Genomic DNA, 20,734 nt, shown 5'->3' on the forward strand with positions numbered 1-20,734 from the left:
GCCTCAGCCGTCCACAGTCACGGGCACGCGAGGCGCCACCGCGCACATCAGCTCATACCCCAGCGTCCCACCCGCGCGCGCGGGCTCGTCGATGGACAGCACCTGGCCGTTGGAAGCGCGGCCCCACAGCGTGACCTCGCTGCCGAAGCCGGCCTGCGGCACCGGCGTGAGATCCACGGTCAGCATGTCCATGCTCACGCGGCCGACCAGGCGGGTGCGCACGCCGTCCACCAGCACCGGCGTGCCGGTGCTGCAATGGCGCGGGTAGCCGTCGGCGTAGCCGCAGGCCACGACGCCGATGCGCATCGGCTGTTCCGCCGTGTAGCTGGAGCCGTAGCCCACGGTGTCGCCCGGCTGCAGTTGCTGCACGCCGATCAGGCGGCTGGTGAGCGTCATCGCCGGCCGCAGCTGCCAGTGAGCGGCGTCGTTCTCCGGGTAGTCGGGCGCGCTGCCGTACACCGCGATGCCGGGGCGCAGCCAGTCGGCGCGCACGCCGGCGTCCTGCGCATGCCGCAGCGTGGCGGCGCTGTTGGACAGCGTGCGCTCGCCGGGCAGGTCGCGCGTGGCTTCGGCGAACGTCTTCATCTGGTGCGCGATGCCGCGCGGGCCGTCGGAATCGCTGAAGTGCGTCATCAGCGACACCTCGTCCACCTGGGGCAGCGCGTTCAGGCGCGTCCACGCGGCGCGGAATGCGGCTGGCGTGAAGCCCAGCCGGTTCATGCCCGAGTTCATCTTCAGGAACACGCGGTGCGGCTGCTGGGTCTTGTGGGCCGCCAGCCAGTCGATCTGCTGCTCGCAATGCACCACGTGCCACAAGCCCAGCCGGGAACACAGCTCCAGGTCGCGCGGCTCGAAGGTGCCTTCCAGCAGCAGGATGGGGCCGCGCCAGTCCAGCGCGCGCACGCGCTCGGCTTCCTGCAGGTCCAGCAGGGCGAAGCCGTCGGCGCCGCGCAGGCCGTCGAAGGCGCGTTCGATGCCGTGGCCGTACGCGTTGGCCTTGACCACGGCCCACACCCGGGCGTCCGGCGCCGCCGCGCGCATGCGCGAAAGGTTGTGCCGCAGGGCTTCGACGTGGATCGTGGCGAGGATGGGACGGGGCATTCGCGGGGGTCTCTTCGGGGCTGTCTCGGCGATTTTGTCATTACCCCGCGTGATATAAAGCCCGACGCTTGGAGACAGCCGCCTTTCCCACCGCAGCCGCAATGACGGCGACCGCAAAGCCCCACCGATGAAGCGCGGCTTCTACACCATCATGGCGGCGCAGTTCTTCTCGTCGCTGGCGGACAACGCCCTGTTCGTCGCGGCGGTCGAACTGCTGAAGTCCGGCGGCGCCGCCGAATGGCAACGCGCCGCCCTGGTGCCCATGTTCGCCCTGTTCTACGTGGTGCTGGCCCCGTTCGTGGGCGCGTTCGCCGACGCCCAGCCCAAGGGCCGCGTCATGTTCGTCAGCAACGCGATCAAGGTCGTGGGCTGCCTGATGATGCTGTTCGGCACCCACCCGCTGCTGGCGTACGCCATCGTGGGCCTGGGCGCGGCGGCCTACTCGCCCGCCAAGTACGGCATCCTCACCGAGCTGCTGCCGTCCTCGCAGCTGGTCAAGGCCAACGGCTGGATCGAAGGCCTGACCATCGCCTCCATCATCCTGGGCATCCTGCTGGGCGGCCAGCTGGTGGGCCACGTGGTGGCCAGCCGCCTGCTGGCGCTGGACTTCCCGCTGATCGACACCGGCATCAACACGCCGCCCGAAGCCGCCATCACGGTGCTGATCTTCGTCTACGCCATCGCCGCCTGGTTCAACCTGCGCATCCCGCACACCGGCGTGGAGATGCGCCCGATGCCGCGCAACCTGCTGGAACTGGTGCCGGACTTCTGGACCTGCAACTCGCGCCTGTGGCGCGACAAGCTGGGGCAGATCTCGCTGGCCACCACCACGCTGTTCTGGGGCGTGTCGGGCAACCTGCGCTACATCATCCTGGCGTGGAGCGCCGCCGCCCTGGGCTACAGCACCACGCAGGCCTCGTCGCTGTCGGGCGTGGTGGCGCTGGGCACCGCGGTCGGCGCCATCGTCGCTTCGGTGCGCATGCGGCTGGACATGGCCACCAGCGTGATGCCGCTGGGCATCGCCATGGGCCTGCTGGTCATCCTGATGAACTTCATCCACAACGTCTGGGTGGCCGCGCCCTTCCTCATCCTGCTGGGCGGGCTGGGCGGCTTCCTGGTCGTGCCGATGAACGCGCTGCTGCAGCACCGCGGCCACAACCTCATGGGCGCGGGCCGCTCCATCGCCGTGCAGAACTTCAACGAGCAGGCCTGCATCCTGGGCCTGGGCGCGTTCTACAGCCTCTCGGCCGGCATGGGCCTCAGTGCGTTCGGCGCCATCACCGCCTTCGGCCTGGTGGTGTCCGCGATGATGTGGCTGATTCAGCGCTGGCATGGCTGGAACCTGGTGAACCACCGCGAAGAGGTGGAGCACCTGATCTCGATCGCGCGGCACGACAACACGCATGGCGGGGCCTGAGGGCCCGCGCGCGGCGGCCGTGGCCGCCCTCGTCTTCAACGCCTTCGTCTGGGGCGTTTCCTGGTGGCCTTTCCGCGAACTGCAGTCGCAAGGCCTGCACCCGCTGTGGGCCACGTGCGCCGTCTACCTTTTCTCGCTGCTGGTGGTGACGGCGATGCGGCCCGGCCTGCTGCGGGCGGTGCGCAGCCACCCCGCCCTGCTCTGGCTGATGCTGGCATCGGGCTGCACCAACGTCGGCTTCAACTGGGCGGTGACCGTGGGCGACGTGGTGCGCGTGGTGCTGCTTTTCTACCTGATGCCCGCGTGGAGCGTGCTGCTGGCATGGCCGCTGCTGGGTGAGCGGCCCCAGCTGCCCGCATTGGTGCGGTTGGCGCTCGCGCTGGCCGGCGTAGTGGTGATCCTGAAGACGCCCGAAACGCCGTGGCCCGTGCCGCAATCGCTGCCCGACGTGCTGGCGATCCTGGGCGGTTTCAGTTTCGCGCTGGTCAACATCCTGGTGCTGCGGCTGCGCGGTGCGCCCGCCATCGCGCGCGTCACCGCGATGTTCACCGGCGGCACGCTCGCCGCCGCCGCAGCCGGAACCATCGCCGTGACGCAAGGCCTGGCCCCTTCGCCCACCCTGCTGCCCATCGGTGCCGCCGCGTTGGCACTGGTGCTGGGCGTGGGCTTCCTGCTGGGCAATGCGGCGATGCAGTTCGGCGCCTCGCGCCTGCCGGCTCAGACCACCGCGCTGGTGATGCTGTCCGAGGTGCTGTTCGCCAGCGTGTCGTCCGTCGCCGCGGGCGCCGCGACGCTGGGTCCGCGCACGCTGGCGGGCGGCGCGCTGGTGCTGGCGGCGGCCGCGTGGTCGGCGTTGTCGGAGCCGGGCACGAAAAGCGGCAACGGCGCACAATCGCCGGCATGACCACCGCCTACGACTTCCACGCCACGTCCATCGACGGCAAGCCGGTCGACCTGGCGCAATACCGCGGCAAGCCGCTGCTGATCGTCAACACCGCCAGCGCGTGCGGCTTCACGCCGCAGTTCGCGGGCCTGCAGAAGCTGCACGAGCAGTTCGCGCCGCAAGGGCTGGTGGTCCTGGGCTTTCCCTGCAACCAGTTCGGCGCGCAGGACCCCGGCAGCAACGAGGAGATCGGCGCGTTCTGCCAGCGCAACTACGGCGTGGACTTCCCGATGATGTCCAAGATCGACGTCAACGGCGCCAAGGCCGACCCGCTGTACCAGTGGCTGACCGCCGAAGCGCCCGGCCTGCTGGGCAGCAAGGCGATCAAGTGGAACTTCACCAAGTTCCTGGTCGGCAAGGACGGAGAGGTGATCAAGCGGTACCCGCCGCAGGACGCGCCGGAGAAGCTGGCGAAGGACGTGCAGGCCGCGATCGCGGCTTGAGTCCGAACAGGGGCCGCAGCCAGCGGCTGCGCCGGATCACGGCCGTCAGCCCCCAGCAGCCGGCCACCGTGCCGGCCGCCAGCACCACCGGTTCGATCACGGGCCCCAGGTTCCAGGGCGACAGCTGCACCGCCAGCCAGATGATCAGCGTCTGGTGCAGCACGTACCAGGGGTAGACCGATTCGTTGGCCCACGCCAGCCAGGGCCAGGGCCGGTTCAGCGCGTGGTGCGCCCAGCCCAGCACGGCCAGCACCATGGCCCACAGGTACAGGTCGCCCGCCAGCCGGGACGGCAGCCCGCGCGGCAGGACGAAGTGCAGCACCAGCAAGGCGGCGGCGATCGCCAGCGTGCGGTGGCGCAAGCGCTTCAGCTCGGCCCACAGGCCGGCATCCACGCCCATCCACCAGCCGTAGAGAAACAGCGTGGCGTACATCGCATGCAGCCAGCCGTCGTGAATGAGGTCATGGCTCGGCGGGAAGCGCCGCCACAGCAGCAGCGACCAGCCCAGCAGCGGCAGCACGGGCAGCGCCAGTGCCCAGCCGCGCAGCGCGCGGAATCGCTCGCGCAGGCGCAGCCCGGCCGCTGACCCCAGCACCGGCCAGGCCAGCAGGAACACCGCCGTGTACAGCCACAGATAGGGCAGGTACCAGAGGTGGTTCCAGGTGACGCCTGCCTCGGCGCCGTCGAACGCGTCGCGCGGCCAGGGCCCGCCGGTGAAGTAGCGCCGCAGGAAAGCCGCCAGCCCCGGTTCGCTGCTGCCGTTGGCGACCACCTGGGCGTAGACCTGGTACGGCACGACCACCGCCATCGCGAAAGCCAGCGGCAGCAGCAGCCGCCAGCTGCGCTGGCCCAGCAGCGCGCGGCGCGAGCCTTCGCCGCGCCACAGCAACGACATCGCCAGCCCGGACACCAGGAAGACCAGGTCCATCCGCCACAGGTTCAGCGCCCGCATGGGCCACTGCAGCCATTCGGCCTCGTGCGGGCTCTTCACGTGCCAGTGCCAGCCGGCCACGTAGTACATGCCCACGTGGTACAGGATGACGCCCGCGAACGCCAGTGCCCGCAGCGCGTCGATGTCGTGTCTTCGTTCCATGCCTTGCTCCTGTTGGAAGGCGCGGATGGTGCGGGCGGCGCGGCCGCCCGGAGGGGCGTTTGGGACGGCGGCGGCGCCGTTTGTGACGAGCGGCGGCCGGCCGGGACGAAACAGGAACGGCCTGCCGGCCCCGCGCCTACACTCGCCCGCCATGCCCGATACCCTGCCGCGCTGGCTCCAGCTCTACCGCCGCCACGAGCGGGCGGCGGACGCCGGCTTCTGGGCGCTGGTGATGCTGTCGCAGGTCGCCTTCAACAGCCTGGTCGTCTGGATCGACCTGCGCCGCATCGATGCGGCCCATCCGTTCTGGCATCCGCTGCTGCTGGAATCCACCAGCACGGCGGCGGTCGCCGCGCTCATCCCGGCCGTCGTCTGGTGGGAGCGGCGGCACCCGCTGCGCTGGGCCACCTTGCCGGGCGGCCTGGGCTGGCACGTGCTGGGCAGCATCGGCTTCCTGCTCGTGCACGCGGCGGGCATGGTGCTGCTGCGCTACGCCGCGTTCGCTGCGGCCGGCGTGCCCTACCGGCACGAAGCCTGGGGCACAGTGCTAGCCTACGAATACCTGAAGGATGTGCGCAGCTACAGCGCCATCCTGCTGGCCGTGCTGGGCTGGCGCTACCTGCTGCTGCGCACGCAGGGCGAGGCGCGCGTGCTGGACGCGCCCGAGCCGCCGGCCGGCCGGCCCCCCGAACCTTCACCCGCGCGCCCCGAGCGCTTCCTGGTGCGCAAGCTGCGCAAGGAATTCCTCGTGGCCGCGGCGGACATCGACTGGCTGCAGGCCCAGGGCAACTACGTGGGCCTGCGCGTGAACGGGCACGACTACCTGCTGCGCTCAACGCTGGCCGATTTCCTGGAGCAGCTGGACCCGGCGCATTTCGCGCGCGTCCACCGCAGTTGGGCGGTAAACCTGGACCGCGTCGCCGAGATTGAGCCGCTGGAAGCCGGCGACGCGCGCCTGAAGATGAAGGACGGCGGCTTCGTGCCGTGCAGCCGCCGTTACCGCGACGCGCTGGCCGAGCCCGCGCCGCTCAATGCTGCGTCGGCGCGGCTTTCTGGTTGAACGCGAACATCTGCTGGAAGGCTTCGGCCATGGTGGCCGCCGCTTCGCCCGCGCCCTCCATCGGCGTGCCCTCGACACCCGCAGGCCCCGGCGCGCCGCTGCGCATCAACTCGCCGCCCGCCTTCAAGGTCGCCGCCACCAGTTCCTGCCAGTAGCGCATCCCTTCCTGCATCTCGTACATCGCCAGCGTGGACTGGATGCTGACCAGTTCCATGGGCGACGTGGCGTTCCGCAGGTTGTCGGCCGCCTGCCGGTGCAGCAGCGACGCCCGCTGGTCGCGCTGCAATTGAGCGTGGTGGATGGATTCGCCGGCGCGGAACAGCGCCCCCATCGCGTCGGCCATCGCGGCCATCTGCTGCCTTTGCATCACCGCGAAAGTGCCGGTGGCACCCACGAGATTGCGCAGCGGATCGGTCTCGTCCGCTGCATTCTGTTGCGTCCTTCGGTTCTGGCTGGCCATGGTGAGCTCCTTCGGTCGTGCGGGAGCGCGCAATCTACGCCGCGCTGCGCAGGCAGGCGGCTGGGCAATCAATTGTTTCTTTGCGGGCCCGCGCACTCACGCGGGCGCAAGCGACTCGTCGAGGACTTCGATCCAGTGCCGCACCGGCGTGCCGGTGCCTGACTGCAGGTGCGTGATGCAGCCGATGTTGGACGAGATCACCGCGCTGGGCTGCAGCGCGCCCAGGTGGCCCAGCTTGCGGTCACGAAGCGTGTGCGAGATGTCCGGTTGCAGCACGGAGTAAGTGCCGGCCGAGCCGCAGCACAGGTGCGATTCGTTCATCGCCACGCGCACGTCGAAGCCAAGTTGGCGCAAGCCCGCCTCGACGCCGCCGCGCAGCTGCTGCCCGTGCTGCAGCGTGCACGGCGGGTGGTAGGCCAGCACGCCTTCGGGCGCGCGCACGCGGCCTTCGAGCGCGGGGACCAGATCGGGCAGCAGCTCGCTCAGGTCGCGCGTCAATGAACTGACCTTCGCCGCGCGCTCGGCGTACGCGGCGTCGTGCTTCAAGTGATGGCCGTACTCGCACACGGTGACGCCACACCCCGAAGCGTTCATCACCAGCGCTTCCACCTCACCGCGCCCGATCAGCGGCCACCACGCGTCGACGTTGCGGCGCATCTGCGCGAGACCGCCTTCCTGGTCGTTCAGGTGGAACTTCACCGCGCCGCAGCAGCCCGAGCCGGGCGCGACCATGGCCTGGATGCCCGCCGCGTCGAGCACGCGGGCGGTGGCGGCGTCGATGTTGGGCGCCATCGAAGGCTGCACGCAGCCATCCAGCAGCAGCACCTTGCGCGAGTGGGTGCGCGTGGGCCAGGCCTTCGCGGGGCGGCGCTCGGGCACCTTCTCCTTCAGCGCGCCGGGCAGCAGGCCGCGCACGGCCTGGCCGACGCGCATCGCGGGACCGAACGCCGGCGAGGTCAGGCCTTCCTTCAGCGTCCAGCGCAGCGCGCGCGAGGCCGCGTCGCGGGGCACCTTCTCTTCGACGATGCGGCGGCCGATGTCGACCAGGTAGCCGTACTGCACGCCGCTGGGGCAGGTGCTTTCGCAGTTGCGGCAGGTGAGGCACCGGTCCAGGTGCAGCCGCGTCTTTTCCGTCGGCGTCTCGCCTTCGAGCACCTGCTTGATCAGGTAGATGCGCCCGCGCGGCCCGTCCAGCTCGTCGCCCAGCACCTGGTAGGTGGGGCAGGTCGCGGTGCAGAAGCCGCAGTGCACGCACTTGCGCAGGATGGCTTCGGCCTCGGCGCCTTCGGCGGTGCCGGCGAATTCGGGCGACAGGTGGGTCTGCACGTCAGAGGTCCGGGAACAGGCGGCCGCCGTCGAAGACGCCGTGGGGATCGAACTCGCGCCGCAGCTCGCGGTGGATGCGCGCGAGCGCCGGCGTGAGCGGATGGAAGCGGCCGGTGGTGGCAGGCTGCGCGGGACGGAACAGCGTGGCGTGGCCGCCGGCTTGCTCCGCCGCACGGCGCAGATGGGCCGCGTCGCCGGCCGCCGCGGCGACCCAGCGCTGGCCGCCGTGCCACTCGACCAGCGGGTCTTCCGGCAGGTCCAGCACCGGTGCGGTCTGCGGCACGGACAGGCGCCACAGGTCGCGGTCCGCGCGCGCTGTGAACCAGGGCAGCTGCTGCTCGCGGCAGGCGTCCCACTGCGCCGATGCGTCGTCGACACGCTCGCCACCCATCGAGCCGCACGCGGCTTCGATGGCCGCCCGCGCGCCCCGCAGGCGCAGCCACAGCGTGCCCGCTTCCCAGCGGCTGGCGTTCAGCGGCAGCGGCCGGCCGCCCCAGGCGTTCAAGCGCTTCAGCGCCTCGGCTTGAGTGAGTTCGAATCGCAGCGTGGCCTGCGCGGGCGCATGCGGCAGCACCTTCAGGCTCACCTCGACGATCAGCCCCAGCGTGCCCAGCGAGCCCGCCATCAACCGCGACACGTCGTAGCCGGCGACGTTCTTCATCACCTGGCCGCCGAACGTGAGCAGCTCGCCGCGGCCGTTGACCATGGTGAGGCCCAGCACGTAGTCGCGCACGCTGCCGACACTGGCTCGCGCCGGGCCGGAAATGCCCGTGGCGACCATGCCGCCGACCGTGGCACCGCCGAAACGCGGCGGCTCGAAAGGCAGCTCCTGCCCGGCCTGCGCCAGCGCGTCTTCCAGCACCGTGAGCGGCGTGCCCGCGCCCACGGTGACCACCAGCTCGCTGGGCTCATAGCTGCGGATGCCCGACAGCCCGCGCGTGTCCAGCACTTCGCCTTGCGCCGGCTCGCCGTAGAAGTCCTTGCTGCCGCCGCCGCGCAGGCGCAGGCGCGTGCCCGACGCCGCGGCGGCGCGGATGCGGGCGATGGCGTCGGCGAGCGCTGCTTCCATGGGTTGCCGATGGTACGCGCCAGCCGGGCGGTGGCCCCTGCCCCGGCCGTTGAACTTTTTGGGGTCAGTCGATGAAGAAATTGACCGGCAGGCCGGGCACACCGACGCGCGTCCAGACCACGTGGCCGGTCCAGGGGCGCGCGGCTTTCTCCTGCGCATCGCGCTTGCCCGCGCTCGTGACATACAGCGTGCGCAGGTCCGGCCCGCCGAAGCAGGGCATGGTGGGACACAGCACCGGCGTGTCGATGCTCTCGATCAGCTCGCCCTGCGGCGACAACCGCACCACGCGCCCGCCTTCGAACATCGCGCACCAGTAGCAGCCCTCCGCGTCCACCACGGCGCCATCGGGGCGGCCACCGTAGCCGGCATCGCCCGGCTTCCAGCCGGCGGGCTTGGGCTCGAACTGGTGGAACACTCGCTCGTTGCGCAGCTCGTTGAAATCGGCGTCCCAGTCCCAGGCGCGGATGCGGTGCGCCTGCGTGTCGGCCCAGTACACGGTGCGGCCGTCCGGCGACCACGCGAGGCCGTTGGCGGTGATCAAGCCGCCCGCCATGCGCTTCAGGCGCATGCCCTCGTGCGCATCCAGGCACAGCAACTCAGCGGCAGGCGCCGTCTTCGGCTCGAACAGCGAGCCGGCCCAGAAGCGCCCGCGCGGATCGGCCTTGCCGTCGTTGAAGCGGGTGGTCGCGGGATCGTGGTCCGCATGCCGCAGCAGCGCCAGCGGCGCGCCCCACTCGCGCGCGCGGTAGAAGCCGTCGCGCAGCGCGATGACGAATCCGCCTGCGCTCGCGGGCGCGAAGCAACCCGGCTCCTGCGGCATCGCCCAGCTTTGCGGCTCGCCTTTCGCAGGGTCGATGCGCCTCAGCGCGCGAGCGGCGATGTCGGCCCAGTAGAGCCGCCCTTCCCGGGGATGCCAGAACGGCGACTCGCCCAATTCGTCGGGTTGCGAAGTGAGTCTCTGCCAGCGATCCATCGGCCGATTGTGCGGCCGGGGCAAGCGGATGAGCTGGCGCAGCCGCTACCATCGTCCGCGATGAGTGCTTCGACCCCGAGTTCCGCCCAGGCCACGCTGATGCTGGTGGAGTCCGCGCGCTATGCGCTGCTGCGGCGCCTGGCCGCCGCCATCCGCCACCAGATGGTGGCCCACCTGCAGCCCATCGGCATGGTGTCCGAGCTGCTGGAGCGTCGCACGCGCGCGGCTTCGCCCGACCTCGCCGCCATCCACGACGGCGCGGCCAAGATCAACAGCCTGTCCAAGGCCGCGGCCAAGGACGTGCTGGACGTCATCACCTGGATGTCGCCCGAGCCCGGCGCCACCATGCCTTTCGACGCCGCCGTGCGCGACTGCGTCGACCTGCTGCACAGCAACTTCAGCTTTCGCGGCTTCAACCTCGCCGCCGAGGTGAGCGAACTGCCCCAGCCCGTGGGCCGCGCCGCCGCACGCATGCTGCTGCCCGCCGCATTGCTCGCGCTGACCGACACGCAGGAAGGTCCGGCCGACGTCGTGATCAGCGCGCGCACCGGCGAAGACGTGATCCACGTCGAGATCCGCTTCATCCGCACCGAAGGCGACGGCGGCTACGGCAGCAAGCTGAGCTACCGCTCGATGGAGTGGGGCGAGGTGAATGCGATGGCGCGGGCGGAGGATGTGGAGCTCTCGTACACGGAGAGCACGGCCACGCTCGCTTTTCCAGTCCTGGCGTAACGCCCGCTCTTCGTCATTCCCGCCTGCGCGAGGATGACGCCAGAAAACACAGCGCCAGGCAAAAAAAGCGGCCCGCCGAAGCGGGCCGAACATCCAAAGGAGAACTTGCATTCGGAAAGGCCCGCAGGCCTTTCACGGTTCAGCGGTTGTACGCCGTCTCGCCGTGCGACGAGATGTCCAGGCCCTCGCGCTCTTCCTCTTCGCTGACGCGCAGGCCGATCACCAGGTCGACGATCTTGTAGGCGATGAACGCCACGATGGACGACCAGACCAGCGTGGTCAGCACGCCCTGCAACTGGATCCACACCTGGCCGCCGATGGAGTAGTCGGGGCTGACCTTGTTGGCCACGTAGTCGTAGACGCCCGTGCCGCCCAGCGAGGGCGAAGCGAACACGCCGGTCAGCAGGGCGCCCAGGATGCCGCCCACGCCGTGCACGCCGAACACGTCCAGCGAGTCGTCGGCGCCCAGCAGGCGCTTGAGGCCGTTCACGCCCCACAGGCAGACCAGGCCGGCCAGCAGGCCCATGACGATGGAACCCATCGGGCCCACGAAGCCGCAGGCCGGGGTGATGGCCACCAGGCCGGCGACGGCGCCGGAAGCTGCACCCAGCATCGAAGCCTTGCCCTTGGACAGCGCTTCGCCGGCGATCCACGACAGCGCAGCGGCGGCGGTAGCCAGCAGCGTGTTGACGAAAGCCAGGGCGGCGGCGCCGTTGGCTTCCAGGTTGGAGCCGGCGTTGAAGCCGAACCAGCCCACCCACAGCATCGCGGCGCCGACCATGGTCAGGGTCAGGCTGTGCGGCGCCAGGGCTTCCTTGCCGTAGCCCACGCGCTTGCCGATGACGTACGCGCCCACCAGGCCGGCGACGCCGGCGTTGATGTGCACCACGGTGCCGCCCGCGAAGTCGAGCGCGCCCTTGGCCCACAGCCAGCCGGCGGCGGCGGTCACCGCCTCCAGCGACTTGGCGTCGGTGATGGCATCCGGGCCGTCCCAGTACCACACCATGTGGGCGATGGGCAGATAGGCGAACGTGAACCAGATCGCGCAGAACAGCAGCACGGCCGAGAACTTGATGCGCTCGGCGAACGAGCCCACGATCAGCGCGCAGGTGATGGCGGCGAACGTGGCCTGGAAGCCGACGAACGTCAGCTCGGGGATCACCACGCCCTTGCTGAAGGTGGCGGCCACCGAGTCTGGCGTGATGCCCGCGAGGAACACCTTGCTGAACCCGCCGAAGAACGAGCTGCCGCCGGTGAAGGCCACGCTGTAGCCGTACAGCGCCCACAGCACGTAGATCATGCACGTGACCACGAACACCTGCATCAGCACCGACAGCATGTTCTTGCTGCGCACCAGGCCGCCGTAGAAGAGGGCCAGGCCCGGGATGGTCATGAAGATGACCAGCGCGGTGGCGACGGTCATCCACGCGGTGTCGCCCTTGTTCGGGACCGGCGTGGGCGCCGCGGCGGCGGCAGGCGCGGAAGCCGCTGCGGCGGCAGCGGGCACGGCGGCAGCGGCAGCCGCAGGAGCGCTGGCATCCGCCGCTGGCGTGGAAGCGGCAGCAGCAGCGGGCGCCGGCGCGGCCGGGGCCTGCGCCAGCACCGCCGCGCTGCCGGCCAGGAGGCCCAGCCCGAGGGCCAGGGAGGCGAGAAGCTTTCTCATGGTGGTCGTCTCTTTTCGGTGGGATGGGGTACTACAGGGCGTCCTTGCCGGTCTCGCCGGTGCGGATGCGCACGACCTGCTCGAGGTCGTAGACGAAGATCTTTCCGTCGCCGATCTTTCCGGTGCGGGCCGCGCCTTCCACGGCTTCGATGACGCGCTCGACGAGGTCGTCGGCGACGGCGGCTTCGATCTTCACCTTGGGCAGGAAGTCCACGACGTACTCGGCGCCGCGGTACAGCTCCGTGTGGCCCTTCTGGCGGCCGAAGCCCTTGACCTCGGTGACGGTGATGCCCTGCACGCCGATGGCAGAGAGCGCTTCGCGCACCTCGTCCAGCTTGAAGGGCTTGATGATGGCGGTGACGAGTTTCATGGCCTTTCCTTTTGGAGCCCTGCTCAGAAGTTGTATTTCGCGCCGATCACCAGGCTGGTCTTGCCCAGGTCGGTGGTGCCGCTGCCGGGCAGCGTGTACGGCGTGCCGAAGTGGCTCTTCCAGTTGGTGCCGACGAGGGCGGCGCTGACGTTGAAGCCGTTGCCGAAGTCCTTGTTCAGCGTCAGCGCGTGGTCACGGTAGGTGCCGAAACCGCGGATGCGCTGCCAGCCCACATGCGGGGTCAGCGTGAAACCGCTGCCCAGATCGAAGCCGGCCGACAGGTCCAGGTAGCCGCTGCCGCTGCTGTTGGGCGTTCCGAACAGGTCGGTCAGCGCGTGCGAGTACTTGGCGGTGAACATCTTGTAGGTCAGCGCGCCGTAGACCTCGGTGGTGTTGGCGTTGGTGCCGGTGGCCAGCTTGTAGTTGTTGCGCGGGTACCAGTACTGCAGCAGGCCGACGTCATACGAGAAGTCGTCGTTGATCGAGCTCTTGTAGCCGCCGTACAGGTCGACTTCCACCGCGCCGCGGTCCGCCGGCGTCGAGTCCTTGATCCACTGGATGGTCGAAGCCCAGGTGCCCAGGTAGAAGCCGCTCTTGTGCGCGAAGTCGATGCCGCCCTGCAGCGCGGGGTCGCGCGCGCTCTGCGAGATGCCGCGGTAGCGGTAGTCCGACACGACGCCGACGTTGTAGGAAAGCGTGTAGTCCGGCTCCGGCGCCTTCGCCTGCGCGAAAGCCGCGCTGGACAGCACTAGGGTGGACAACAGCAGGGTGGACTTCAGATTCATGGGGGCTCGCTCCGTCTTGGAAAATTCTGTGGAGGCACTTAGCAGGACGCGTGCCACCCGTAACCAGCCCGTCACAACAGGGGAGCACGCCATGGCTGGGCCGCGCGCTTCGCCCGTTAAAGGCACGGATCAGCATGGGATGGCCGCGGGGTTGCACCGCGCCGGTGCGCGCCCGCCTTTCCGGCGCGCACCACGCCCGCCCATGCACCCAAGCAGGGAGGAATGCGGACATGAGCCTGTCTTTGGTGCGCAGCCGCGCGCTGCTGGGCCTGGAAGCGGCGCGCGTGCAGGTCGAAGTGCACCTGGCCAACGGCCTGCCCAGCTTCACGCTGGTGGGCCTGGCCGACGTGGAAGTGAAAGAGGCGCGCGAGCGGGTGCGCGCGGCGCTCATTACCTGCGGACTGGACTTCCCGCACAACAAGCGCATCACGGTGAACCTGGCGCCTGCGGACTTGCCAAAAGACTCGGGCCGCTTCGACCTGCCCATCGCGCTGGGCATCCTGGCGGCCAGCGGGCAAGTGGACGGCGCGCGGCTGGCCGACTACGAGTTCGCGGGCGAGCTGTCCCTGTCAGGCGAGCTGCGGCCCGTGCGCGGCGCGCTGGCGATGAGCCTGGCGCTGCATGCGGCGGGTGCGGGCGCGCAACTCGTGCTGCCGCCCGGCAGCGCGGAAGAAGCGGCGCTGGTGCCCGGTGCGCGCGTGTGGCGGGCGCGGCACCTGATGGACGTGGTGGCGCAATTGCAGACCGAGCCGTCCGGTGAACCCGGCGACGGCTGGCAGCGCGTGCAGACGCAGCCGCCGGTGGGCACGGCAGCGTATCCGGACCTGCTGGACGTCAAGGGCCAAAGCGGCGCCAAGCGGGCGCTGGAGATCGCGGCCGCAGGCGGGCATTCACTGCTGCTGATGGGGCCGCCGGGGTCCGGCAAGTCGATGCTGGCGCACCGCTTCGCCGGCCTGCTGCCGCCGATGCCGGTGGAAGAAGCGCTGGAGAGCGCGGCCATCGCCAGCTTGAGCGGGCGCTTCCGGCTGGCGCAATGGGCCGTGCGGCCCACGTGCAGCCCGCACCACTCCGCCAGTGCGGTGGCGTTGGTGGGCGGCGGGTCGCCGCCGCGGCCCGGCGAGATCTCGCTCGCGCATCGCGGCGTGCTGTTCCTCGATGAGCTGCCGGAGTTTCCGCGCGCCGCGCTCGAAGCATTGCGTGAGCCACTGGAAACGGGTCAGATCACCATCGCGCGCGCCGCGCGCCGGGCCGAGTTCCCCGCGCGCTTTCACTTCATCGCCGCGATGAACCCCTGCCCTTGCGGCTGGCGCGGCGCGCCGCAGCGCAGTTGCCGTTGTTCTCCCGACCAGGTGGGACGCTACCAAGGCAAGCTGTCGGGGCCTCTGCTCGATCGCATCGACCTGCACGTGGAAGTACCGGCGCTGTCGCCGCACGAGTTGCTGGGGGCGCCGCCGGGGGAAGCCACCGCCGCGGTGCGCGCCCGCTGCGTGGCGGCACGCGACCGGGCGTTGGCGCGGCAAGGCCGCCCCAATCACGCGCTGCAAGGTGCGGAAGTAGACGAGTTCGCACGGCTGGACAGCGCCGCCGCGGCTTTCCTCGATCACGCCGCCGCGCGGCTCGCCTGGAGTGCCCGCGCCACGCATCGCGTGCTGAAGGTGGCACGGACCATCGCCGACCTGGCGGCGGAAGACAAGGCGCAGGTGCCGCACGTGGCGGAAGCGGTGCAGTACCGGCGCGGGCTGGCCGGCGTGAACAACGCCTGAAACTCAACCACCAGCCAAGCCGCCGGCGCCGCAGGATCACTGGAACAAAGGCGTGGGAAAGGCAGTCGCTGGCGACTCTGTCGCGGTACTGTCCGCGCAGGATGGCGCGAAGACGGAAGCCATCATAGAACCGCCCCATGGGAGCTGAACGGAAATACCTTGGGGTCGCCGCCGTCATTGACGGCACTGCATCTCGCACACTTCGCTGCGGTGGCCGTCCGCCAGGCGATCGACCGTCCGGATGGACCTCGTTCGCGGTGCTTCTCCTGGGCCTGTCGGCAAGTGTGCCCGTGCACGCACAACCAGCGGCGGGCCGGCGCGACTGCAACGTCAATCAGCTGGCGATGAACGTGTGTGCCGCCGCGCGATTCGAAGAGGTCGACAAGGAACTGAATCGTCTCTACCGGGCCAAGCTGCCGATGCTTCGGCACCCTGCGACGCGAACCAGGTTTCGCGATGCGCAGCGCGCCTGGCTGGCATTTCGGGACGCGGCATGCCTGTATGAAGCCGGACCTCGCGAGGAATCCGGCTCGATCTGGCCCGTCGAACACTACGGATGCCTGGTCAAACACACCGAGCGCCGGATTCAGGACATGCGCGAATAGCTCGCGTGGCGACCTCACCTGCCGGGATTCCATGAACCCCTCCCCTGTGCATCGACGTTCTCTTCTCGCGGGCGCATGCGGCCTGACGTTCGCGCCGGCTCTCGCCCATGGCTGGAGCACTTTCAACACGCCGCCTCCCCGCAACGCCGCGGGGACCGCTGCGCGCCAGGACCTTCCGCCCAGGCCGCAGCCGGCAGAGCCTTTTGTCCGCCAATGCGTCGGCCGCTTCTGCCTGGATGTTCCCGCCTCCATGGCCCGCAAGGCCAGCGCCTTCTCGCTCCAGTACGTTTCCCTGGAAGAGTCCTTCTGGAAGGAGCCCGACGCCGAGGCCCGGCAGCGCGTATGGAGCGAGCGGCTGGCCCGGATCGAGGCACTCAGGAAGAGACGTGAAATCCCCTCGGACCTGCAGGGAGAGATTCGAGCCCGGCGGGAACTGGGCCCTGGCCTGCATGGCGTGCTTTTCCACGAGGACGACAACCCGAAGCTCGTCTCCTGGGGCGCGCTGCTGCGCAGCGGGCCCGTCGACGTGTGGATGCAGATCGACGGGGACCTGGATCGCGAGAGCGAGTGGGCCGCGCGCCTGACCGGGATGGCCCAGGCCTATCGGCCTGCGCAGCCGCAGGAACGGTGGCCGGTGGCGGGCAAAGACTGGTTCTACCTGAACCATGGCCGCGTCGACCTGCCCATGAAGTTCAAGGAGGAGGCTCGGGCTTGCTTCGCGGGACATCCGCTCGGACTCGAGCTGGCGATCACCACCAAGACGTTGAGCCAGCAGCAAAAGAGGCCGAGCCTCATGGATCGGCTCTCTGACTCCCTGGCCCTGGCCGGTGAGGGATTGCGGGGCAGCCTCGTCGCACAGAAATACCGATCCCGCACGGTGGCCGGGCTGAAAGGCGAGGAGCTGATCCTCCGTCATGCCGAGGGAAACAGCCGCCAGCTCTACTTCCTTTGGACGTACGCGGGAATGGCCAGGTCCGCCGACCACCCGAAGATGTCCATCGAGATGGAGAGCGACCTGGCGCAGGACGACGCCAAGAACGCCATCTGGAACGAGGTGCTCGATTCCCTGCGCGTCGCGAGCAGCTGACAACGGATTTCGCCGACGATGTGCTTGCCCCGTCGGATGGACGCCGCAAACTGACTCAGTGGTACCGCGAGTGCCGCGTGCCGCCGACGGCGCGCAGGTGCGGGTAGCCGTTGGGCCGCAAGGGCACCTTGGGTGCGCCCCCGGCGCGCCGCGCTTCTTCGGTCGCCTTCGCGCAAGCCGCGGCGAACAGCAGCACGGCCGAAGAGAAATAGATCCACATCAGCAGCACGACCAGCGACCCTGCCGCGCCGTACGCCGAGACCACCGCCGCCTTCGACAGGTAGATCGACAGCAGCTGCCGTCCCACGCCGAACAGCACCGCGCCCACCACGCCGCCCAGCACCAGGTAGCGCATGCCGGGCTTGTGGCCCGCGGACAGGCGCATCAGCGACACGAACAGCGCCGTGCACAGGCCCAGCGACACCGCCTCGTTCAGCAGCTTGCCCGCCACCGCCAGCAGCGCCCAACCGCCGAGCCAGCCGGAGAACACCGACAGCAGCGTGGACACCACCAGCGACACCAGCAGCAGGAAGCCGAAAGCCAGGATGTACGCCACGCCGCGGAGGCGCAGCGACGCGGTGTGCCGCCAACCCGGTTTGGGCGCGGGACCCCCATCGGCCCACACGCGCGCGAAAGCCTCCTGCAGTTCACCGAACACGCCCGTCGCGCCGAACAGCAGCACGCCGAAGCCGGCCAGCGTGGCGACGATGCCTTCACCGGGCTGCCTGGCACTGTCCAGCGCCTGCTGGATCACCGCGGCGCCCTGGGCGCCCACCAGGCCACCGATCTGCGAGACCAGCGTGTCGGCCAGCATCTGCCGGTCGAGCCACCAGCCCAGCACGGCCACCATCACCAGCAGCAGCGGCGCGAGACTGAGGATGCCGTAGAACGACATCGCGGCGCTCATGCGCATGCCCCCGGCATCGCGCCACAGCATGGCCGCGCGGTACAGCGGCCGCGCCGGCTGTGCCACGCGCTGCAGCCGTTCGGTGACTTGAACCCGGTTTGCCCCTGCCATGGGCGCAGCGTCGCGCACCGCCGCCTGCGCGCTTATCGGTCGCGCATGGCAACCGCGGTGGGACTGCGCCGACGCGGACCCCTACGACAGGTTGGGCGCCAGCAGCCTCTCCAGCTGTGACTCGTCCGCGCCGCGGCGCTGCGCCTGGTCGTGAAGCTGGTCGGTGCCGATGCGCCCGACGTTGAAGTACTTGGCTTGAGGGTGGCTCAGGTAGAAGCCGCTGACGCTGGCCGCGGGCGTCATCGCCAGGCTTTCGGTGAGGTCCATGCCGATCTCCTGCGCCTGCAGCAGCCGGAACAGGTCGCCCTTCACGCTGTGGTCCGGGCAGGCCGGATAGCCGGGCGCGGGGCGGATGCCCTGGTACTTCTCCGCGATCATTTCCTCGTTGGACAGCTGCTCGCCGGCCGCGTAGCCCCACAGGTCGGTGCGCACGCGCTGGTGCAGGCATTCGGCGAAGGCTTCGGCCAGGCGGTCGGCCAGCGCCTTGAGCATGATGGCCGAGTAGTCGTCGTGGTCCTTGAGGAAATACTGCTCCTTCACGTCGGCGCCGATGCCCGCCGTGACCGCGAAGGCGCCCACGTAGTCGTTGCCCGCGCCGCGCGGCGCCACGAAGTCGGCCAGTGAGCGGCTGGGCCGCATGACGCCGTCCACCGCCTGCTTCTCGGTCTGCTGCCGCAGGCCGTACCAGGTCATGGCCACCTGCGAGCGCGACTCGTCGGTGTACAGCTCGATGTCGTCGTCGTTCACCGTGTTGGCCGGCCAGATGCCCATGACCGCGTTGGCGGTGAGCCAGCGGCCTTCCACCAGGCGCTTGAGCATGCGCTGGCCGTCGGACAGCACGCGCACCGCTTCGCTGCCGACGACTTCGTCCTTCAGGATGGCCGGGAACGGGCCGGCCAGGTCCCAGGTCTGGAAGAACGGGCCCCAGTCGATGTACTTCACCAGTTCCGCCAGGTCGAAGTTGCGGAACACGCGGCGGCCGATGAACTTGGGCTTGGGCGGCGTGTACGACGTCCAGTCCAGCGGCGTCTTGTTGGCGCGCGCCTTGGCCAGCGGCCACAGCGGCACCTGCTTCTTGCTGGCGTGAAGCTGGCGCACCTTCTCGTAGTCGGTCTCGACGTCCGAGATGAACTTCGCCGCCTGCTCCGAGAGCAGGTTGGTCGCCACGCCCACGCTGCGCGAAGCGTCTGGTACGTACACCACCGGGCCCTCGTAGTGCGGCGCGATCTTCACCGCCGTGTGCACGCGGCTGGTGGTGGCGCCGCCGATCAAGAGCGGGATCTTCTTCACGCGGAAGTGCTCGTCCTTCTGCATCTCGCTGGCGACGTACTGCATCTCTTCCAGCGAAGGCGTGATCAGTCCGGACAGGCCGACGATGTCCGCGCCTTCGACCTTGGCGCGCGCGAGGATCTCGTGGCACGGGACCATCACGCCCATGTTCACGACCTCGAAGTTGTTGCACTGCAGGACCACCGTGACGATGTTCTTGCCGATGTCGTGCACGTCGCCCTTGACGGTGGCGATGACGATCTTGCCCTTGGCGCGCACGTCCTCGCCCGCCGCTTCCTGCTGCTTCTTCTCTTCCTCGATGTAGGGAATGAGGTGGGCCACGGCCTGCTTCATCACGCGCGCCGACTTCACCACCTGCGGCAGGAACATCTTGCCGGCGCCGAACAGGTCGCCCACGATGTTCATGCCGTCCATCAGCGGGCCTTCGATCACGTGCAGCGGGCGGCCACCCTCCTGCGCGATGATCTTGCGGTACATCTCCTCGGTGTCGGGAACGATGTGGTCGGTGATGCCGTGCACCAGCGCGTGCGCCAGGCGCTGCTCCACCGGCAGCCCGCGCCATTCGTTCTTCTTGCCTTCGTCCTTGGCCGCGCCCTTGGCCTGCTCGGCGATCTCCACCAGGCGCTCGCCGGCGTCGGGGCGGCGGTTGAGCACCACGTCTTCCACGCGCTCGCGCAGCTGCGGCTCGACGTCGTCGTACACGCCCACCATGCCGGCGTTGACGATGCCCATGTCCATGCCGGCCTTGATGGCGTGGTACAGGAACACGGTGTGGATGGCTTCGCGCACGGGGTCGTTGCCGCGGAACGAGAAGCTGACGTTCGAAACGCCGCCCGACACCTTGGCGCCCGGCAGGTTCTGCTTGATCCAGCGCGTGGCTTCGATGAAGTCCACGGCGTAGTTGTTGTGCTCCTCGATGCCCGTCGCGATGGCGAAGATGTTGGGGTCGAAGATGATGTCCTCGGGCGGGAAGCCGACTTCGTCCACCAGGATGCGGTAGGCCCGCTCGCAGATCTCGATCTTGCGTTCGTAGCTGTCGGCCTGGCCCTTCTCGTCGAAAGCCATCACCACCGCGGCGGCGCCATAGCGCCGGACCAGCGTGGCCTGCCGGCGGAACTCGGCTTCGCCTTCCTTCATCGAGATGGAGTTGACGATGCCCTTGCCCTGCAGGCAGCGCAGGCCGGCCTCGATCACGTCCCACTTGGAGCTGTCCACCATCACCGGCACGCGGGCGATGTCCGGCTCGCTGGCGATGAGGTTGAGGAAGCGCACCATCGAAGCCTTGCTGTCCAGCATGGCTTCGTCCATGTTCACGTCAATGACCTGGGCGCCGTTCTCCACCTGCTGGCGCGCGACGGCCAGCGCCTCTTCGAACTGCCCGGCCAGGATCATGCGGGCAAAGGCCTTGGAGCCGGTGACGTTGGTGCGCTCGCCGACGTTGACGAACAGGCTGCCCGGACCGATGGCCGCCGGCTCCAGGCCGGACAGCTTCAGCGGGGGAACTTGGGGGGAGGAAGACATGCGGCTCACCTTCGT

At 69.5% G+C, this 20,734-nt stretch carries 19 protein-coding genes; 8 read left to right on the forward strand and 11 right to left on the reverse strand.

Features of this window, described 5'->3' with window-relative positions:
* Positions 1–3: 3 nt before the first annotated feature.
* Positions 4–1,101, reverse strand: a complete 1,098-nt coding sequence (alr, locus tag EZ216_RS11610) for an alanine racemase (protein ID WP_135249931.1) — start codon at positions 1,099–1,101, stop codon at positions 4–6.
* Positions 1,102–1,228: 127 nt separating this feature from the next.
* Between alr and lplT the strand changes: the two genes are divergently transcribed.
* From lplT to EZ216_RS11625, 3 genes are read left to right on the forward strand one after another with little or no spacing between them, the layout of a single operon-like run.
* Positions 1,229–2,518 carry a lysophospholipid transporter LplT gene (gene lplT, locus EZ216_RS11615; RefSeq protein ID WP_135249932.1) on the forward strand — a complete coding sequence of 430 codons (1,290 nt, stop codon included), beginning with the start codon at positions 1,229–1,231 and terminating at the stop codon, positions 2,516–2,518.
* Positions 2,505–3,422: an EamA family transporter gene (locus tag EZ216_RS11620; RefSeq protein ID WP_135249933.1), complete on the forward strand. Its 918-nt coding sequence runs from the start codon at positions 2,505–2,507 to the stop codon at positions 3,420–3,422. Before lplT ends, EZ216_RS11620 begins: the two co-directional genes overlap by 14 nt.
* Complete coding sequence (locus EZ216_RS11625; RefSeq protein ID WP_135249934.1) at positions 3,419–3,904, forward strand: glutathione peroxidase; 486 nt, start codon at positions 3,419–3,421, stop codon at positions 3,902–3,904. The genes EZ216_RS11620 and EZ216_RS11625 overlap by 4 nt, the downstream gene beginning before the upstream one ends.
* Here the strand turns inward: EZ216_RS11625 and EZ216_RS11630 are convergent.
* Positions 3,834–4,997: an acyltransferase family protein gene (locus EZ216_RS11630; RefSeq protein WP_135249935.1), complete on the reverse strand. Its 1,164-nt coding sequence runs from the start codon at positions 4,995–4,997 to the stop codon at positions 3,834–3,836. The two genes, EZ216_RS11625 and EZ216_RS11630, sit on opposite strands and share 71 nt — an antisense overlap.
* Before the next feature lie 151 nt (positions 4,998–5,148).
* Here EZ216_RS11630 and EZ216_RS11635 point away from each other — a divergent pair, with 151 nt between their 5' ends.
* Positions 5,149–6,057: a LytTR family DNA-binding domain-containing protein gene (locus tag EZ216_RS11635; RefSeq protein WP_135249936.1), complete on the forward strand. Its 909-nt coding sequence runs from the start codon at positions 5,149–5,151 to the stop codon at positions 6,055–6,057.
* Here EZ216_RS11635 and EZ216_RS11640 read toward each other — a convergent pair.
* From EZ216_RS11640 to EZ216_RS11655, 4 genes are all read right to left on the reverse strand, one after another.
* Positions 6,026–6,517: a phasin family protein gene (locus tag EZ216_RS11640; RefSeq protein ID WP_135249937.1), complete on the reverse strand. Its 492-nt coding sequence runs from the start codon at positions 6,515–6,517 to the stop codon at positions 6,026–6,028. The genes EZ216_RS11635 and EZ216_RS11640 overlap by 32 nt on opposite strands.
* A 96-nt stretch (positions 6,518–6,613) precedes the next feature.
* A complete protein-coding gene (gene glcF, locus EZ216_RS11645) occupies positions 6,614–7,843 on the reverse strand; it encodes a glycolate oxidase subunit GlcF (RefSeq protein WP_135249938.1) in 1,230 nt (409 codons plus the stop codon).
* A 1-nt stretch (position 7,844) separates the two neighbouring features.
* Positions 7,845–8,912: a glycolate oxidase subunit GlcE gene (glcE, locus tag EZ216_RS11650; protein ID WP_135249939.1), complete on the reverse strand. Its 1,068-nt coding sequence runs from the start codon at positions 8,910–8,912 to the stop codon at positions 7,845–7,847.
* A 64-nt stretch (positions 8,913–8,976) separates the two neighbouring features.
* Positions 8,977–9,885: an SMP-30/gluconolactonase/LRE family protein gene (locus EZ216_RS11655; RefSeq protein ID WP_135249940.1), complete on the reverse strand. Its 909-nt coding sequence runs from the start codon at positions 9,883–9,885 to the stop codon at positions 8,977–8,979.
* A 60-nt stretch (positions 9,886–9,945) separates the two neighbouring features.
* On the opposite strand from EZ216_RS11655, the gene EZ216_RS11660 reads away from it, so the two are divergent.
* Positions 9,946–10,617: a sensor histidine kinase gene (locus EZ216_RS11660; RefSeq protein WP_135249941.1), complete on the forward strand. Its 672-nt coding sequence runs from the start codon at positions 9,946–9,948 to the stop codon at positions 10,615–10,617.
* 139 nt (positions 10,618–10,756) lie between these two features.
* Here EZ216_RS11660 and EZ216_RS11665 read toward each other — a convergent pair whose 3' ends face one another.
* The 3 genes from EZ216_RS11665 to EZ216_RS11675 are packed head-to-tail and all read right to left on the reverse strand — an operon-like array spanning position 10,757 to position 13,435.
* A complete protein-coding gene (locus EZ216_RS11665) occupies positions 10,757–12,280 on the reverse strand; it encodes an ammonium transporter (protein WP_135249942.1) in 1,524 nt (507 codons plus the stop codon).
* 31 nt (positions 12,281–12,311) lie between these two features.
* Positions 12,312–12,650, reverse strand: coding sequence for a P-II family nitrogen regulator (gene glnK, locus EZ216_RS11670; RefSeq protein ID WP_135249943.1), 339 nt, complete (start codon positions 12,648–12,650; stop codon positions 12,312–12,314).
* A gap of 23 nt (positions 12,651–12,673) precedes the next feature.
* Complete coding sequence (locus EZ216_RS11675) at positions 12,674–13,435, reverse strand: TorF family putative porin (RefSeq protein ID WP_135249944.1); 762 nt, start codon at positions 13,433–13,435, stop codon at positions 12,674–12,676.
* A 230-nt stretch (positions 13,436–13,665) separates the two neighbouring features.
* Here EZ216_RS11675 and EZ216_RS11680 point away from each other — a divergent pair, with 230 nt between their 5' ends.
* The 3 genes from EZ216_RS11680 (at position 13,666) to EZ216_RS11690 (ending at position 16,890) form a co-directional block, all read left to right on the forward strand.
* Complete coding sequence (locus EZ216_RS11680) at positions 13,666–15,198, forward strand: YifB family Mg chelatase-like AAA ATPase (protein ID WP_135249945.1); 1,533 nt, start codon at positions 13,666–13,668, stop codon at positions 15,196–15,198.
* Positions 15,199–15,335: 137 nt separating this feature from the next.
* Positions 15,336–15,803 (forward strand): lysozyme inhibitor LprI family protein, encoded by a 468-nt coding sequence (locus EZ216_RS11685; RefSeq protein ID WP_135249946.1) that lies wholly within the window; start codon positions 15,336–15,338, stop codon positions 15,801–15,803.
* Positions 15,804–16,053: 250 nt separating this feature from the next.
* Entirely contained in the window at positions 16,054–16,890 is an 837-nt protein-coding gene (locus tag EZ216_RS11690) for a T6SS immunity protein Tli4 family protein (RefSeq protein WP_135249947.1), read from the forward strand.
* Positions 16,891–16,945: 55 nt separating this feature from the next.
* On the opposite strand, the gene EZ216_RS11695 is transcribed toward EZ216_RS11690, so the two are convergent.
* Together EZ216_RS11695 and metH are read right to left on the reverse strand one after the other, a co-directional pair.
* Positions 16,946–17,908 carry a YihY/virulence factor BrkB family protein gene (locus EZ216_RS11695; protein WP_135249948.1) on the reverse strand — a complete coding sequence of 321 codons (963 nt, stop codon included), beginning with the start codon at positions 17,906–17,908 and terminating at the stop codon, positions 16,946–16,948.
* A gap of 81 nt (positions 17,909–17,989) precedes the next feature.
* Complete coding sequence (gene metH, locus EZ216_RS11700) at positions 17,990–20,728, reverse strand: methionine synthase (protein WP_135249949.1); 2,739 nt, start codon at positions 20,726–20,728, stop codon at positions 17,990–17,992.
* Between the last annotated feature and the right edge of the window lie 6 nt (positions 20,729–20,734).

The organism is Ramlibacter humi, from assembly GCF_004681975.1.
Classification (GTDB): Bacteria; Pseudomonadota; Gammaproteobacteria; order Burkholderiales; family Burkholderiaceae_C; genus Ramlibacter; species Ramlibacter humi.